Below are 15,341 nucleotides of genomic sequence, written 5' to 3'. Positions count from 1 at the left end.
GAAGCCATGACCCGACACACCACGGCGCCGGCCGACACCGAACCGACCGCCGCCCCGCGCCCGCCGGACACACCGTCCGCTCCCGCCGCTCCGGCCGGCCCCGACCGCTCCCCCGGCCTCTCCCTCGCCCGCCGCACGAAACCGGCCGCCCGCGGCCGGGCCGTCGCCCGCAGTGTGCTGCCGGTCGCCGCCTTCTTCGCCGTCCTCGTCGGCGGCTGGCAGATCGTGGCCGTCCGCAGTGACAGCATTCTGATGCCGACCGTGCCGGCCATCTGGTCCTCGTTGACGGACACCGTCACCCAGCCGATGTTCTACGACTCCCTCGGGGCCACCCTGCTGCGCGTGGCCCTGGGATTCGCGCTGGCCTTCGTGACGGCGGTCGTCGTCGGCATCGCCATGGGCCAGGTCCCGTTCGTACGGCGCTTCTTCGAACCGGCCGTGCTGATCGGCCTGACCGTGCCCGGTCTGGTGTGGGCGCTGCTGTGTGTCATCTGGTTCGGGGTGTCCCTGGTCAACCCGGTGGTGGCCGTGGCCCTGTCCGCCGCGCCGGCGCTGACCCTCAGCATCTACCAGGGCACGCGCGCCATGGACTCCGAGCTGCGCGAGATGGCGTACATCTACCGCTTCTCCTTCGCCACCAAGCTGCGCTACCTGTGGCTGCCTTCGCTGCTGCCCGCGCTGCTCTCCGGCGCCCGTCTCGGTCTTTCGCTGTCCTGGAAGGTGATCGTGCTGGTGGAGATGTTCGGCATGTCCAGCGGGGTCGGCTACGAACTCAACAACCAGTTCGCCGCCCAGAACGTGGCCGGAGTCCTCAGCTGGACCCTGCTGTTCGCCGTCGTCATGGCGGTCCTGGAGTACGGCGTCCTGCAAGGGCTGGAACGACACCTCGGACGCTGGCGGAAGGCGGCCACCGTATGAACCACACGCACACGCACACGGGCACGGGCACGGGCACCGACTCCGGACACGGCCCCGGTCCCGGCCCCGACCACGGCTCCGCGGCGGGCGAGAGCGTCCGGCAGCGGCCGTACGTCGTGCTCGACGGTGTGAGCAAGGAGTTCACCAGCGCGCGGACCGGCGCGCGCGAGACCGTCTTCGACGACTTCAGCCTCACCGTGCACCACGGTGAACTCGTCGCCGTCGTCGGAGCCTCCGGCACCGGCAAGACCACCCTGCTGCATCTCGTGGCGGGTCTGGAACGCCCCGACTCGGGAACGATCAGGCTCAGCGACGACATACTCCCCGCACCCTCGCCGACGCCTCGGGCGTCCCGAGCGCCCGACCGTGCGGACGACGCCCGGCACCGGCTCGGCGTGGTCTTCCAGCAGCCACGCCTGCTCGACTGGGTGTCGGTGCGTCGCAACGTCGAACTCGCCCTGACCAGCGCGGGCCTCGACCCGGCCGGCGCCTCGCGGGCACTCGCCGACGTGGGCCTCGCCGAGTACGCCGACCGCTACCCCTCGGTGCTCTCCGGCGGCCAGCGCCAGCGCATCGCCATCGCCCGCGCCTTCGCGGTCCAGCCCGAACTGGTGCTGCTGGACGAGCCGTTCAGCGCCCTGGACCAACTGACGGCCCGGCGCCTGCGGTTGCTGCTCCAGGAGCTGTGGACGGCGCGCCCGCGCACGGGGTTGCTGGTCACCCACAACCCCCTGGAGGCGGCCTTCCTCGCCGACCGCGTGATCGTCCTCGACGGCCGGCCCGCCCGGGTGCGCGCCGAGTTCACACTCGATCTGCCCCGGCCCCGTACCCCGGAGGACCCGCGGATCTTCGACCGCCACAACGACATCCTCGCCGCTCTGGGCTGACCCGCCCGCACACCCCGTACCCCTGTACCCCCACCCCGTACCCACCCCGTACCCGCGCGGAGCACACCGCGCGCTCCGGCACCCGCCGGACCGGCACACCCGGCGAAAGCCCCACCGAAAGGAACGCACTGAGATGGCAACCCGGAAGAAAATCACCATGGAGACACTCTCCCTGGTCTTCTCCCTGCCCCAGCTCGTCGCCAAGGACGAGGGCTACTACGAGGAAGAGGGACTGGACGTCGACTTCGTGCCCAAGGGGTACGAGGCCAACGTCTCCTACCTCGACGACCACGAGCTGGTCAGCTCCTTCGGCAGCGTCCGCTCCAACTTCGAGAGCGGCGACGCCTCCTTGTACCGGGCGTGCGAGTGGGGCCAGATCCGGCGCTCCCACGACACCGAGGTCGGCGGGCGGGTCGTGGGCAAGCGCGCCGCGGTCGGCAGCCAGGCCATCCTGGTGGCGCCCGGCTCACCGGCCGTCCACCCGCAGGACCTGGCGGGACAGCCGGTCGCGGTCAACTTCCACCACGGCTCGCACTATCTCGCGTTGCAGGCCCTGGAGGGCTTCCTGCCCCGCGAGGAGATCAAGGTGGTGCACGTCGGCGGCCCGCAGCAGCGCTTCGAGGCGCTGCGGGACGGTGTCGTGCCGGCCGCCGCGCTGATGGAACCGTGGATCACGGTCGCGCAGAAGCAGGGGTACCAGCTGCTCACCGAGGCCTTCTACGTCGGTTCCGAGATCGCCTCGCCGGAGATCGACGCGGACACCTACGACGCCCTCAACCGCGCGGTCGTCAAGGCAGTCCGCAAGCTCCAGGAGGACCCCTACCCCTACCTCCACCACCTCATCGGCGAGGTGCCCGCGGAGATAGACCCCACGCTCAAGCCCGAGGACTTCGCCCGCTGGCGGCTGCGGTTCGTCGACCCCGCGCCGTACCCGCAGGACCAGTTCCAGCGCACCTTCGACTGGATGCGCGGCTGGAACCTGATCAAGGAGGACGGTTCGACGTACAACTCCCTCGTCGACAACCTGCTGCCGGCCTGACCGTTCGCGGCCTGACCGTTCCGGCACGCATCACCATGCTCCGTGGGGCGTACGGCGCCGATATCGCCGTACGCCCCACGGGCAGTCCGCATCCTTCCATCGCTGAGGCGTTCCACGAACCCGGGAGACCCGCTGTGCGCGACCACCGCCCCGAAGGTCCGCCGGGGCACCGGGTGTGGCCCCTGTACGTCGGCGGGTTCCTCGGTCCTTACGGCAGCACGATGGTGACGCCGATGGTGCACGAGGTCGCCGCCGGTCTGCACAGCACCCCGTCCACCGCGGCCACGGCCGTCACGGTCTACATGCTGCCCTTCGCCGCCTGCATGCTCGTCAGCGGAACCCTCGCCGAACGCTGGGGACGGCGCCGGGTGCTGCGTACCGCGCTCGCGGCGTTCGTCGTGGCGACCGCGCTCTGCGCGCTGGCACCGACCATGGAACTCTTCCTGACGGCCCGCGCCTTCCAGGGCGCCACCAACGCCTTCATCACGCCGCTGCTGGTGGCGGCGATCTCCGATCTGGTCGGCGGCGAGCGGCTGGCCAAGGCGTTGAGCTGGTTCGCCGCCGCGCAGGCCGCGGGGCAGGGGATGAGTCCGCTGTTCAGCGGTGTCGGCGCGGCCGTGGACTGGCGACTGGCCTTCCTGGTGCCGGGTGTGTGCGGTCTGCTGCTGGTGTGTTTCCCGCCGTCCCGTTCGGCCACCCGGCGGGCGACCACCGCGCACGCGTCCTGGCGCTCCCTGGCGGACCGCCGGCTCGCGCTCGCCTGCGCGGTCTCCTTCCTCGCCTATCTCGCGGCGGTCGGCCTCACCGTGCTGGCCGTCCTGCGCCTGAACGACCGCTTCGGTCTCGGGCCCGTCGCGATCGGGCTGGCCACTTCCGCGTTCGGGGTGGCAGGGATGGCCGCCGCGCCGTGGGTCGGGCATCTCCTTCGCGTCCAGGGACCGCTGCGCACCGGCTGCGCGAGCAACGTGGCCATGGCCGTGGGGCTGCTGTGCGCGTCCCTGGGCACCCATATCGCCGTGGTGATCGCCGGCCTCGTCCTGGTCGGTGCCGCCGTCACCGGTCTGCGCTCCGTGACCAACACCCTGGCCGTCACCAGCGTCCCCGACAACCGAGGTGGCGCGGCGTCCCTGGCCCTGTCCGCCCAGTTCTTCGGCGGCGCGGCCGCGGCGCCGGTCTGGCTGCCCGTCTACCACGCCCTCGGCGACCGCGGCTTCGCCCTGATCTGCGTGGTCCCGCTGCTGTCGGCCGCGAGCCTGGCGCTCGCCTCCGGCAGACAGCGGGCAAGGACCGGCCCCGAAGCCACCCGGCCCGGGGCACTCGCCACGACCCCCGCGGCCCCCGCGACCGCCAAGACCCCTACGGCCCCTACACGGGCTACCCCTCGAACGGGTCGGGACGGCAGGACGTGACACGGGGAGACGGAGAGGAGAGGCGTTGTCCGGACACGCCGGAGTGCCGGTCACCGGGACCGGTCGACGTCAGTCGGGGAGCCGGAGACGGAAAGTGGTGTGCCCCGGCTCGCTGATGACGTCGGCGGTTCCGCCGTGCGCGGTGATGACGGCCCGGACGATGGCGAGTCCCAGACCGGTGCTTCCCGTGCTCCGGGAGCGGGCGTGGTCGACCCGGACGAAACGGCCGAAGACCTCGGGCTGGACCTCCTCGGGGATGCCCGGACCGTTGTCGCTCACCTCGACGCGGACGCCGGTGCGGTCGGTGACGGGTGTGACGGTCACCTCGGTGCCGGGCGGGGTGTGGGTACGCGCGTTGGCGAGGACGTTGCCGATGGCCTGTTCGACGCGGTGGGCGTCACCGGTGACCGTGACAGGCTCCTCGGGGAGGTCCAGGAACCAGTGGTGACCGGGGCCCGCGGCACGCGCGTCGTCCGTCGCGTTCAGGATCAGCAGGGTCAGGTCGACCGGGTCGTGCGCGAGAGGACGCCCCGCGTCCAGCCGGGCGAGCAGGAGCAGGTCGTGGACGAGACGGGTCATGCGCCGCGATTCACTGCCGATGCGCTCCAGAGCATGGCGTACCTCGGCGGGTACGGGGCCGCGGTGGCGCAGGGCGAGTTCGGCGTGACCGCGGATGTTGGCGACGGGGGTGCGCAGTTCGTGGCTGGCGTCCGCGGCGAAGTGCCGCAGGCGTTCCTCGACGGCCTGGCGGCGTACGAGCGCGTCCTCGACGTGGCCGAGCATGTGGTTGAGGGCGCCGCCGACCTGGCCGACCTCGGTGCGCGGGTCGGCGTCGGGGAGGGGCCCCGGCATGGTGATCTCCCCGCCGGCGAGCGGCAGTCCCGCGACCTCCGCCGCGCGGGCGGTGACCTTCTGGAGGGGCCGCAGGGAGATGCGTACCCACAGGGCCGCGGCGAGGCCCGTGCCCACGAGCGCGGCGCCGAACAGCGCCGCCTCGACGGCTTCGAGGCGGTGCACGGTCTCCTCGACCGTGTGCAGGGGCAGGCCGGTGACCAGGACGTCCTGGTCGTCGCCCCGCACAGCCGTGACCCGGTACCTGCCCTCGGAGGCGGAGAGGCGGACGCTGTGCCCCCTGCCGTCGTCCACGGGGACGCTCGCCAGGGTGCGGCGGTCTTCGGCGGTGAGCCGGAGAGCACGGTCGGTGGCGTCGTCGACGACGGCCGCCTGAGTGACCTTGCCGTCGAGGAGACGGGCCCCGAAGGTGTTCTCGGCCTGGCCGCGGGTGTCGGGGCCGTTGTCGGCATCGGGTTCCGCCTCGTGTTCCAGACTGGCCGCGAACCGACCGCCGGACGCCGTGAGCTGTTCGTCCAGGCGTCCCATCAGAAAACCGCGCAGGGCCAGGGCCGTGGTGACGCCGACGGCGAGGCAGGCGAGACCCAGCAGCACCAGGAGTCCGGCGGTGAGCTGTCCGCGCAGGGTGCGTGGGGGCGGGCGCCTCATCGGGATCCCGGCTTGAGGACGTAGCCGACGCCGCGCACCGTGTGGATCATCGGGGTGCGTCCGGCGTCGATCTTCTTGCGCAGGTAGCTGATGTAGAGCTCGACGATGTGGGCGCGTCCGCCGAAGTCGTAGGCCCACACACGTTCGAGGATCTGGCCCTTGGCCAGTACCCGACGTGGGTTGCGCATCAAGAAGCGCAGGAGCTCGAATTCGGTCCGGGACAGCTCGACGACGGCTCCGCCCCGTCGCACCTCTCGGGCTTCCTCGTCCATGGTGAGGTCTCCGACGGTGAGCCGGTTCGTGCCCGATTCGGCGGTCATGCCCGCTCTCCGGAGCAGCCCGCGCAGCCTGGCCAGTACTTCCTCGATGCTGTAGGGCTTGGTGACGTAGTCGTCGCCGCCCGCGGTGATCCCGGTGATGCGGTCCTCGACCGCGTCACGAGCGGTCAGGAACAACACGCACACGGTGGGTGCCTCGCGTCTGAGCGCGCGCAGGACCTGCAGGCCATTCAGATCGGGCAGCATCCAGTCCAGGACCACCGCGTCCGGGTGGAAGTCACGGGCCGTCGCGAGCGCGGTCGCACCGTCCGCCGCGGTGCGCACCTGCCAGCCCTCGCCGGTCATGACCGCGGCCAGGACGTCGATGACGTCGGGCTCGTCGTCCACGACGAGGACCCGCACGGGTTCCCCGTCGAGGCGGTGCGGAGTCGAGGCGGCGCGCTGCTCTTCCATGATTCCTCAGCATCCCCCGCCGCGGCCCGTCACAGCGCGAGCGGTCCCTCTGAGTTCCGTCTGAGTTCCGTCCGAATCGGCGCCGGGAGCGGCGGACGGGGCTTCTTCAGAAGGTACACAGAACTTGCGCTGTGAGGCTGGCCCCCGTCACCGGAACGGGTCCCGCCCGGAGGAGCCCCATGCCCACCACGTCCACCACGTCCACGTCCGCGTTCACCACGACCACGTACGCGAGTCCTGGCGCGCGGCACCGGCACCCGCGCCGCAGTGCCGTGCCGCTCCTCGCTCCGCTGCTGATCTGGACGGGAGCCGCCGGAGTGCTGGCCCTGTGGTGGCACGACACGACCGCGGTGGTCGGCCCGGCGGACTGTCTGACCGGCGCGGGCCGCATCACCGGGCTCCTGGCCGGTTACGCCTGCGCGGTCCTCCTCGCGCTGATGGCCCGTATGCCGCTCCTCGACCACACCATCGGCAGCGACCGGCTCGCCCGCTGGCACGCCCTGGGAGGCCGCTGCACGGTGTCCCTCGCCCTCGCCCACACCCTGCTGATCATCTGGGGCTATTCGCTGACCTCCCACACCGACGTGGTGAGCCAGACCTCCACCCTCGTCCTGAACTACCCCGATCTCCTCAAAGGAACGGCCGGATTCCTGCTGTTCCTGGTGACGGGGGTCCTCTCGGCCCGCGCGGCCCGCCGCAGGATGAGTTACGAGACCTGGCACTACCTCCACTTCGCCACCTACCTGGCCGTGTTCCTCAGTTTCGGCCATCAGCTGTCCGACGGAGCCGACTTCGTCGGCAACCGCCTCGCCCAGGTGGCCTGGTACGCCCTGTACCTCGGTGTCGCGGTACTGGTCGCCCGGTACCGGTTCGTCGTCCCCCTGCGACGCGGGCTGCGTCACCGCCTGCGCGTGGCGGCAGTCCGGCCCGAGGCACCGGGTGTGGTCTCCGTCCACCTCACCGGCAGGCACCTCGACGAACTGGGGGGCGAGCCCGGGCAGTTCCTGCGTTGGCGGTTCCTGGCCTGCGGTCTGTGGTGGACCGCGAACCCCTACTCCCTCTCCGCTCCCGCGTGCCCCGACCACCTGCGCATCACGGTCAAGGCCGCGGGCGGACACAGCGCGGCGCTGGCCGGACTGGCGCCCGGTACCCGTGTATGGGCCGAGGGCCCCTACGGCGCCTTCACCGCGAAACGCCGCACCGCCCCCAAGGTGCTGCTGCTGGCCGGCGGCGTCGGCATCACCCCCCTGCGTACCCTCTTCGAGACCCTGCCGGGCGAGGTGACCCTCGTTCATCGCGCCCGCCGCGCCGCCGACCTCGCGCTGCGCGGTGAGATCGACGCGATAGCCGCCCGCCGACGGGCCACCGTGCACTACCTCGTCGACGAACCCGCGGGGTACTCCTCACCTCTCACCGCCCGGGGTCTGAGCGCTCTGGTGCCGGATCTGGCCGCGCACGACGTCTATCTCTGCGGCCCTCCCGGCATGGCGCAGGCCGCTGTCCGGGCCCTGCGGGATGCCGGGGTCCCGGCGCGGCGCATCCACCACGAGTCGTTCACGTTCTGAATCCGAAGGGGAACCGTCATGCGCCGAGCCGTCCTCGCCACCACCGGGATCAGTGCCCTCGTCGTCACCCTGCTCGCTCTCAAGCCCCATCAACTCCCCTCCCCCGCCGAAGGACCCGTGCCGTCCACCTCCTCGCACGCTCCCGCCGGCACCTCATCGGGACCACTCACCGGGACGGGCACGTTCACCGGGGATCCCGTCGACACCCGGTACGGAACCGTGCAGGTGGCGGCCACCCTCTCGCGAGGAAGGATCACCCGCGTCGAAGTCCTGCGCGCCCCTGACCGGAACGGGCGCGACCGGCAGATCGCCTCCTACGCCCTGCCCCGGCTCACCCAGGAGGCGATCGGCGCCCAGAGCGCCCGGATCGACGCCGTCTCCGGAGCCAGCTACACCAGCCAGGGCTACCGCGAGTCCCTCCAGAGCGCCCTGGACCAGGCCCGTGCCTGACGCCGCGGCCGGGCTGCGCCACACCGAACACGTCATGGGCACCGTCTTCTCCTTCGACATCCGCGACCGGCCCACCACCAGAATCCGCCGTGCCCTCGACGAGGCCGCCGAGGTGTCGTGCGACGGCAGCGATCGGTTCCTGCGCGTCGTGGTGCCGCAGGGCGATGTGAGCCCGGGTGCGCCGTACCTGGGCAGACGGCGGCCTGGTTGCCGCTGCCGGATGGGCCGAGGCTGATGTCATCACCCGCCCGGCACGGACCCTCCGCTCCGGCCTGATGAACAGGACCTCCCCTTGATCTCCTCCGACACCACCAGCCCTGCCGTGCTCGAACAGCTTCAGCGCCGGTCCGCCGACCCGAAGCGGCGCATCCTGTTCACCGGGGCGACCATCGTCACCATGGACACCGGTCTCGGTGTCGTGCACAACGCCGATCTGCTCATCGAGGGCGACACCATCACCGCGATCGGCCCTGACCTGAGCCGGGACGGTGCGGTGGTCGTCGACGCGACCGGCACGATCCTCGCTCCGGGCTTCGTCGACACGCACCGGCACGCCTGGGAGACCCAGCTGCGCCGGATCATGCCGGACGTCGACGACCTCGGCGCCTACGTGATGTCGACCCTCGCCGGCTACGCCACCGTCTACCGGCCCCACGACATGTACGTCGGCACCGAGCTGGCCGCGCTGACGGCGATCGACAGCGGCATCACGACCATGCTCGACTTCTCCCACAACTCCCGCACCCCCGAGCACTCCGACGCCGCCGTCCAGGCTCTCATCGACACCGGCATCCGCGGGGTGCACGCCTCCATGGGGCCGCACTTCGGGAACTGGGACAAGCAGTGGCCCGGTGACCTGGCCCGCCTCAAGGACACCTACTTCACCGGCGACGACCAACTGCTGACCCTGCGCCTGGCCGCTCTGTCCACCGACGAGATCGCCGGACCCGCCCTCGCCTACGGACCCGAACTCGCCCGCACGGCGAAGGAGCTGGGCATCGGGGTGAGCGTCGATGCCGTCTTCGGCGCCTCCTCCTCCACGGCCATCCTGAACTGGGCGAAGGACGGACTCCTCGGCCCCGACCTCACCCTCGTCCACGCCACCGGCCTGACCCGGGCCGCGTGGAGGGCGATCGGCCAGAGCGGCACGACCATCGCCCTGGCCCCGACCTCGGACGCCCAGATCGGGCTGGAGACCGCGATCCCCGCCATCGACGAGGCCCTCTCGGTCGGGGTGCGGCCCGGGTTGAGCATCGACGTGGAGGTGGCGCTGGTCAGCGACATGTTCACGCAGATGCGGGCCCTGCACGCCATCCAGCGGATGCGCGCGGTCAACGCCGTCCACGGCACCGACCAGCAGCCGGACCGGATCACCACCCACGACGTCCTGGACTTCGCCACCCTCCAGGGCGCCCGCACCAACGGCCTGGCCGACGTCACCGGCTCGCTCACCCCGGGCAAGAAAACCGACCTGCTGGTCATCCAGGCCGAGGACCTCAACAACATGCCGCTCAACGACGCCGTCGGCACCATCGTGCTCGGCTCCGACGCCCGCAACATCAGCGCCGTCCTCATCAACGGCCAACCCCGCAAGTGGAACGGCCAGGTCCTCGACGTCGACCTGCCCGCCCTGCGCACCGAGGTCCATGCCTCCCGCGAGTACGTCCTCAACACCCGCAGGGCCGGCCGCTGCTGCTGACCGGCGGCACCGTGATCGTGGGCATCGGCCCCGGTCTGCTGACCGCGGCCGGCGACGACAACATGATCGTCATCAACTGCGCGGGCACCCTTGTCCTGCCCGCCGCCGCCGACTTCACCGCACCGCACGCCGGCGCCACCCTTACCCCCGGCCAGAGTGCGCCCCCGCCAGAGCGCCGACATCGCCGTCCCGCTGCTCGCGCCCGTCCTGTCACGGCTCGCCGCACCTCGGCGGCTGGTACTCGCGCTGGGCCCGGCCGCGGTCGCCGTCGCGGCCGCGGCGCCCGCCGTCGGCGAGACCGTCAACGCCACCGCGCCGCATGCGTGCGGCGCGGCCGTCGCCCTCTACGCGTGCAGCATGTTCATCGGTGCCGGCCTGGGCCCGCTACTGGCCGGCGCCCTGACCGGGGAGGGCTTCGGCACGATCCCCGGGACTACTGCTCCGGGGCGCTCCCCAGGTGATGAGTGGCGTGGAGACTGCCGAGCAGCGCGAGCGCCTGGGCGCTGGGGCTTTCCGGCGCGGCGTGGTAGATCACCAGCTGCTGGCCCGGCGCGCCGCGGACGTCGAAGGTCTGGTAGGTGAGATCGAGGTGTCCGACATCGGGGTGGAGAAGTTCCTTGCCGTCGCGGGACTTCCCGTGGACGGTGTGGGAGGACCACAGGGCGGCGAACTCCTCGCTCTCCTCGGTCAGGGATTCGACGAGGTCGTGCAGGCGCGCGTAGTGCGGGTCGAGACCCGTGGCGTGGCGCAGTCCGGCGACGACCGCCTGCGCTGCCCGCTCCCACTGGGTGAAGAAGGTCCGGGCGGCGGGGTCGAGGAAGGTCATGCGGGCCATGTTGTCCCTGGTCCTGAACGGTGAGAACAAGGCGTCGGCCAGTGCGTTGGAGGCCAGGAAGTCGTTGGCCGGGTTCAGGACGAACGCCGCGGCGTTCGCGTATCCGTCCAGCAGCTGCCGCAGCGCGGTACTCACCGCCTCCCTCGGCTGCGGCCGTTCACCCTCCGGCGCGGTGCCCGCCAGGCGGAACATGTGCTCCCTGGCCGCGTCGTCCATCAGCAGCGCGCTGCTGATGGCTTCGAGGATCTGCGGGGAAGGGCTGCGCTCACGTCCCTGCTCCAGGCGGGCGTAGTAGTCACTGTTCATGCCCGCCAGGACGGCCACCTCCTCGCGCCGCAGCCCCGCCACCCGCCGGGCGCCGTAGGAGGCGAGCCCGACGTCGTCGGGGGCAGGCGGGCGCGATGGGCGCGCAGGAAATCTCCGAGGTCGTTGCTGGTCACCCCTTCAGGCTAGGCCGCCCCCGCCTCGCGTGCCTGGGTGCGCCCTACCCAGGCACGACTCGTCCTGGCTCTCTTTCCCCGGCTCGCCCAGGCTGGTCATCAACACCCACGAACAAGAAGGAACGCATGGTGACGAACCAACCGAGCCCGTCGAAGGCAGTCCCTGGGCGAAGGACGGGTGACGTGGACGTGGTCGGGATGTGGGTGACCGCGGACGGGCACATCCGCCAGGAGCTGCGCGCGGACGGCCGTTACGACGAGGCCCGCGGCACCCGCCGCAGCGCGTACACCGGCCGCTACACGGTCACCGGCCATCACCTCGACTACGTCGACGACACCGGCTTCACCGCCACCGGCGACATCCGCGACGGCGTGCTCTTCCATGAGCATCTCGTGCTGTACAAGGAGAACCAGGCATGACCGACACGGCCAGAACCTTCCTGATCACCGGCGTCAGCAGCGGCCTGGGCCGCGCCTTCGCCACCGCCGCCCTGAACGCCGGCCACACTGTTGTCGGCACCGTCCGCAAGGACACCGACGCGACCGGCTTCACCGCCCTGCACCCCGAGCGCGCCTACGCCCGCCTCCTCGACGTCACCGACGACGCGGCGGTCCTCGCGGTGGTGGGCGAGGTGGAGCGATCCGTGGGCCCGATCGACGTGCTGATCGCGAACGCCGGCTACGGCCTGGAAGGCACCTTCGAGGAAACGCCCCTGGCCGACCTGCGAGCCCAGTTCGACGTCAACGTCTTCGGCGCCGCCGCCGTCGTCCAGGCCGTCCTGCCCCACATGCGCGCACGCCGCCGCGGGCACATCCTGGCTGTCACCTCCATGGGCGGCCTGGCCGGCTTCCCCGGCGTCTCCGCCTATTGCGGCAGCAAGTACGCCCTCGAAGGCATCCTCGAAGCCGTCGGCAAGGAAGTCGCCCCCTTCAACATCCACGTCACCGCCGTCGAACCCGGCTCCTTCCGCACGGACTGGGCGGGACGCTCCATGATCCGCGCACCGCGCACCATCCCCGACTACGACACCCTGTTCGAGCCCATCCGCGCCGCCCGTCAGCAAGCCAGCGGCCGGCAGCTCGGCGACCCGGCCAGGGCAGCCGCCGCCGTCCTGCACATCCTCGGCACACCGAACCCGCCCGCCCACCTCGTCCTCGGCTCCGACGCCCTGCGCCTGATCCGCGCAGGACGCGACGCCGTCGACCATGACCTGAACACCTGGGAAGACCTCGCCCGCTCGACCGACTTCCCGCAGGAAGGCACCACCAGCGGGTAGGGGCGTCACTGTACTTTCCGTCCCTCAGCCTGATGATGTCGATGACGCCGATCAGCGTGCCGCTGACGACGGAAGCCGGAGAACTGCTGGAGCGGCACGTCGGCAGCGGCCCTCTGGTGCGCAGGCACGCCGAACTCGGCGACGGGCTGCTGCCCTGGGTCGTCGCTCTCTTCATGGTGTCGGCGGCGGTGTGATGGTTCTACCGCCGTGCGTCCCACCTCGGTTCCGGGACAGGGGCATCCAGCGGCGGCACCGTGAGCGGTGCTGTCCCTCGTCGTCGGCGTGGGCGCCGGTGTGCAGGTCCACCGGATCGGCGACTCCGGGGCCAAAGCGGCCTGGCACGACGCCTATTCCTCCACCACCCACCCCGACGGCGACTGACCCGCGCTCCTCGTGAAGCCCGCATGTCAGGACCGTCTGCCACGTCTGCGCGCGTAGGTACGCGAGACGATGATCTCCGGGCAGTTCCCCCAGCTGTTCCTGCGCCTCCGCCGCCGTCTCCGCCGGGTGCTCCGACAGCGGGCTGACGGGCCGGGGCGATGGGGCCGAACGACCCCGACGGGGGTCCGGGCGGCCTGTGGCGACACCGCCTGTCGCACGCCCACGCTGGCGACAACGGCCCTCGGCTTCCGGAGGGCACCTGTGCCAGGCAGTCTCTCGACCGCCGTCCTGGACAGCAACGAGGGGAGACACCACCGTGAACTCTGCCCCGACGATGACCGCCGCTCTGCCCGCCGAACACCGCGAGCGGCTCATCGAGATCGCCCGTGAGGCGTCCTTCGGGACGGGCACCCGTCTCTTCGAGGAGGGCGGGCGGGCCGACCGGTTCTGGATCGTGCGGACCGGCGTCGTCGCTCTCGATCTGCACGTGCCCGGTCGCCGGGCGGCCGTCATCGAGTCGCTCGGACACGGCGAACTGGTCGGCTGGTCCTGGCACTTCCCTCCGTACGTGTGGCACTTGGGCGCCGAGGCCACGCACCCGGTGCGAGCCTGGGAGTTCGACGCGGTGGCGGTTCGCGAACTGTGCGCGCGGGACCCGGAGTTCGGCCGCGAGATCGCGGTCTGGGTCGGCCGGGTGCTCGCCCACCGGCTGCACGCGGCCCGTACCCGACTGCTCGACCTGTACGGCCCCGGCGGCAGCGGCAGCGGCAGCGGCAGCGGCAGCGGCAGCGGCAGCGGCAGCGGCGGATCGTCATGACCGACGTGCCGGGTCGCCCGTGCCGGCCCGGCGGGTGCGGATCGCCCGTTTCCCCAGCCGTACGGCCTCTCGCTCGGGCAGGGACCGCCCGTGAAGTTCCAGCTGGCACTCCCAGGAGGTACGCCATGCCCCGTACCGTCACCGTCGGCCTCGACGGCACACCCCAGAGCCTGGCCGCCGCAAAGTGGGCGGCCCACGAGGCGCTGCTCCGCGAGCTGCCCCTGCGGCTCGTACACGCCTGGCCCTGGCAGCCCTACCTCTACTCACCGTTGTCCGGGGTCCACGAACCGCCGCCCGACTCCGCGCTGTGGCACCGCCACGAGTGGGCGGTGCGCATGCCCCGCGAGGCCCGGGAGGACCTGACGCGACGCCACCCGGGTCTGCGGATCACCGTCGACCAAGTGGACGAGAGGCCGGTCGCGGCTCTGCTGGAGGCGGCACGCGACGCGGATCCCCTGGTTCTCGGCTCCCCGGGGCTGGGCGGACTCGGCGGGTTGCTCATCGGGTCCGTGGCCTTCGGTGTACTGGCCCGCGCCGAGCGGCCGGTGGTGCTCGTACCGGCCGGGCCGGCGGGGCGCGATGTCGTCCTCGGCCTCGACCTGCGCGTACCGGCGGACCCTGTGATCGAGTACGCCTTCACCGCCGCCGCGCGCCGGGCCGCGAACCTTCGGGTCGTACACGGTTGGAGCCTGCCACCGCACTACCTGCGGGGCGCGGCCGTCGGGCCCGGCAGGACCGCCGAACTCGCCATCGAAAAACAGAGCCTGCTGGCCGAGATCCTCATGCCGTGGCGGGAGAAGTTCCCCGGTGTGCGCGTGCGTCCGCAGGCCGTGCTCGGAAGGGCGGGCTCCCCTCTCGTGGACGCGTCCCGCGACGCGGAGCTGGTCGTCGTAGGTCGCGGCCGACGCTCGTCACGGGGTCCGCGGATCGGCCCCGTGACCCATGCGGTCCTGCACCACGCCAAGGCGCCGGTCACCGTCGTCCCGCACGGTTGACAGCCCCCGCACGGCCGACAGCGCCCCGCTCCGACGGTCCCACCACAGCGGGGCGCCGCCGCAGATGTGCGGCGGCGCCCCGGTGCCCGTGGCTGCCCGTGGCTGCCCGTGGCTGCCCGTGGCTGCCCGTACGGTCATCGCAGCCAGGTGTGGTCGCGGACCACGGGGAGCCGCGCCCAGACCCTGCCCAGACCCCAGGTGACACCCGCACCCGCCACCGCGACAGCGATCAGAGCCACCGCGTAGATCACGTGGTAGTCGGCGAACGGATTCGTCGACATACTCGCCGCACCGTCCGACAGATGCTTCGCCGGCGGCCACTCCGCGATCCACATGAACACCATCAACGCCGTCCCCGCCACCGCCGCCAACCGCAACGCCACACCCGCGGTCACAGC

Annotated in this window: 15 protein-coding genes and 2 pseudogenes; 13 read left to right on the top strand and 4 right to left on the bottom strand. The window is 71.8% G+C overall.

What is annotated here, in order from left to right; genetic code table 11:
• Positions 1-6 precede the first annotated feature (6 nt).
• The 4 genes from ACLVWQ_RS02920 to ACLVWQ_RS02905 all read left to right on the top strand — a co-directional run bounded on the left by ACLVWQ_RS02920 (position 7) and on the right by ACLVWQ_RS02905 (position 4,253).
• Complete coding sequence (locus ACLVWQ_RS02920) at positions 7-918, top strand: ABC transporter permease (RefSeq protein ID WP_414106515.1); 912 nt, start codon at positions 7-9, stop codon at positions 916-918.
• Positions 915-1,805 (top strand): ABC transporter ATP-binding protein, encoded by an 891-nt coding sequence (locus ACLVWQ_RS02915; RefSeq protein WP_414106514.1) that lies wholly within the window; start codon positions 915-917, stop codon positions 1,803-1,805. Before ACLVWQ_RS02920 ends, ACLVWQ_RS02915 begins: the two co-directional genes overlap by 4 nt.
• 133 nt (positions 1,806-1,938) lie before the next feature.
• The gene (locus tag ACLVWQ_RS02910) at positions 1,939-2,844 is read left to right on the top strand and encodes an ABC transporter substrate-binding protein (protein ID WP_414106513.1); all 906 of its coding nucleotides are present in this window, start codon (positions 1,939-1,941) and stop codon (positions 2,842-2,844) included.
• A gap of 134 nt (positions 2,845-2,978) precedes the next feature.
• Entirely contained in the window at positions 2,979-4,253 is a 1,275-nt protein-coding gene (locus ACLVWQ_RS02905) for an MFS transporter (protein WP_414106512.1), read from the top strand.
• Positions 4,254-4,322: 69 nt separating this feature from the next.
• Here ACLVWQ_RS02905 and ACLVWQ_RS02900 read toward each other — a convergent pair whose 3' ends face one another.
• Together ACLVWQ_RS02900 and ACLVWQ_RS02895 are read right to left on the bottom strand one after the other, a co-directional pair.
• Complete coding sequence (locus ACLVWQ_RS02900) at positions 4,323-5,753, bottom strand: ATP-binding protein (protein WP_414106511.1); 1,431 nt, start codon at positions 5,751-5,753, stop codon at positions 4,323-4,325.
• The gene (locus ACLVWQ_RS02895; protein ID WP_414106510.1) at positions 5,750-6,484 is read right to left on the bottom strand and encodes a response regulator transcription factor; all 735 of its coding nucleotides are present in this window, start codon (positions 6,482-6,484) and stop codon (positions 5,750-5,752) included. The genes ACLVWQ_RS02900 and ACLVWQ_RS02895 overlap by 4 nt, the downstream gene beginning before the upstream one ends.
• Positions 6,485-6,663: 179 nt before the next feature.
• Here ACLVWQ_RS02895 and ACLVWQ_RS02890 point away from each other — a divergent pair, with 179 nt between their 5' ends.
• Genes ACLVWQ_RS02890 through ACLVWQ_RS02875 form a run of 4 tightly spaced genes read left to right on the top strand, consistent with a single transcriptional unit; the run spans position 6,664 to position 10,198 of the window.
• Positions 6,664-8,049, top strand: a complete 1,386-nt coding sequence (locus tag ACLVWQ_RS02890; RefSeq protein WP_414106509.1) for a ferric reductase-like transmembrane domain-containing protein — start codon at positions 6,664-6,666, stop codon at positions 8,047-8,049.
• Between the two features lie 18 nt (positions 8,050-8,067).
• Positions 8,068-8,499 carry an FMN-binding protein gene (locus ACLVWQ_RS02885; protein WP_414106508.1) on the top strand — a complete coding sequence of 144 codons (432 nt, stop codon included), beginning with the start codon at positions 8,068-8,070 and terminating at the stop codon, positions 8,497-8,499.
• A complete protein-coding gene (locus ACLVWQ_RS02880; RefSeq protein ID WP_414106507.1) occupies positions 8,492-8,734 on the top strand; it encodes a hypothetical protein in 243 nt (80 codons plus the stop codon). Before ACLVWQ_RS02885 ends, ACLVWQ_RS02880 begins: the two co-directional genes overlap by 8 nt.
• 57 nt (positions 8,735-8,791) lie before the next feature.
• Positions 8,792-10,198: an amidohydrolase family protein gene (locus tag ACLVWQ_RS02875; protein ID WP_414106506.1), complete on the top strand. Its 1,407-nt coding sequence runs from the start codon at positions 8,792-8,794 to the stop codon at positions 10,196-10,198.
• 433 nt (positions 10,199-10,631) lie between these two features.
• On the opposite strand, the pseudogene ACLVWQ_RS02870 reads toward ACLVWQ_RS02875, so the two are convergent.
• Positions 10,632-11,473: pseudogene (locus tag ACLVWQ_RS02870) on the bottom strand (helix-turn-helix transcriptional regulator).
• Positions 11,474-11,599: 126 nt separating this feature from the next.
• Between ACLVWQ_RS02870 and ACLVWQ_RS02865 the strand changes: the two are divergent.
• The 5 genes from ACLVWQ_RS02865 (at position 11,600) to ACLVWQ_RS02845 (ending at position 14,943) form a co-directional block, all read left to right on the top strand.
• Positions 11,600-11,893 (top strand): Atu4866 domain-containing protein, encoded by a 294-nt coding sequence (locus ACLVWQ_RS02865; protein ID WP_414106505.1) that lies wholly within the window; start codon positions 11,600-11,602, stop codon positions 11,891-11,893.
• A complete protein-coding gene (locus ACLVWQ_RS02860; RefSeq protein ID WP_414106504.1) occupies positions 11,890-12,750 on the top strand; it encodes an oxidoreductase in 861 nt (286 codons plus the stop codon). Before ACLVWQ_RS02865 ends, ACLVWQ_RS02860 begins: the two co-directional genes overlap by 4 nt.
• A 41-nt stretch (positions 12,751-12,791) precedes the next feature.
• On the top strand, positions 12,792-12,944 hold the full coding sequence (locus ACLVWQ_RS02855; protein WP_414106503.1) for a hypothetical protein: 153 nt from the start codon (positions 12,792-12,794) through the stop codon (positions 12,942-12,944).
• A 503-nt stretch (positions 12,945-13,447) separates the two neighbouring features.
• The gene (locus ACLVWQ_RS02850; protein WP_414106502.1) at positions 13,448-13,948 is read left to right on the top strand and encodes a Crp/Fnr family transcriptional regulator; all 501 of its coding nucleotides are present in this window, start codon (positions 13,448-13,450) and stop codon (positions 13,946-13,948) included.
• Positions 13,949-14,073: 125 nt separating this feature from the next.
• Entirely contained in the window at positions 14,074-14,943 is an 870-nt protein-coding gene (locus ACLVWQ_RS02845) for a universal stress protein (protein ID WP_414106501.1), read from the top strand.
• A gap of 134 nt (positions 14,944-15,077) precedes the next feature.
• Here the strand turns inward: ACLVWQ_RS02845 and ACLVWQ_RS02840 are convergent.
• A pseudogene (locus ACLVWQ_RS02840) lies at positions 15,078-15,341 on the bottom strand (hypothetical protein); the annotation flags it as partial.

The sequence above is a fragment of the Streptomyces sp. CWNU-52B genome, from assembly GCF_047444975.1.
Classification (GTDB): domain Bacteria; phylum Actinomycetota; class Actinomycetes; order Streptomycetales; family Streptomycetaceae; genus Streptomyces.
The sequence above is the reverse complement of the archived record's forward strand: the minus strand, read 5'-3'. Positions and strand labels throughout refer to the sequence as shown.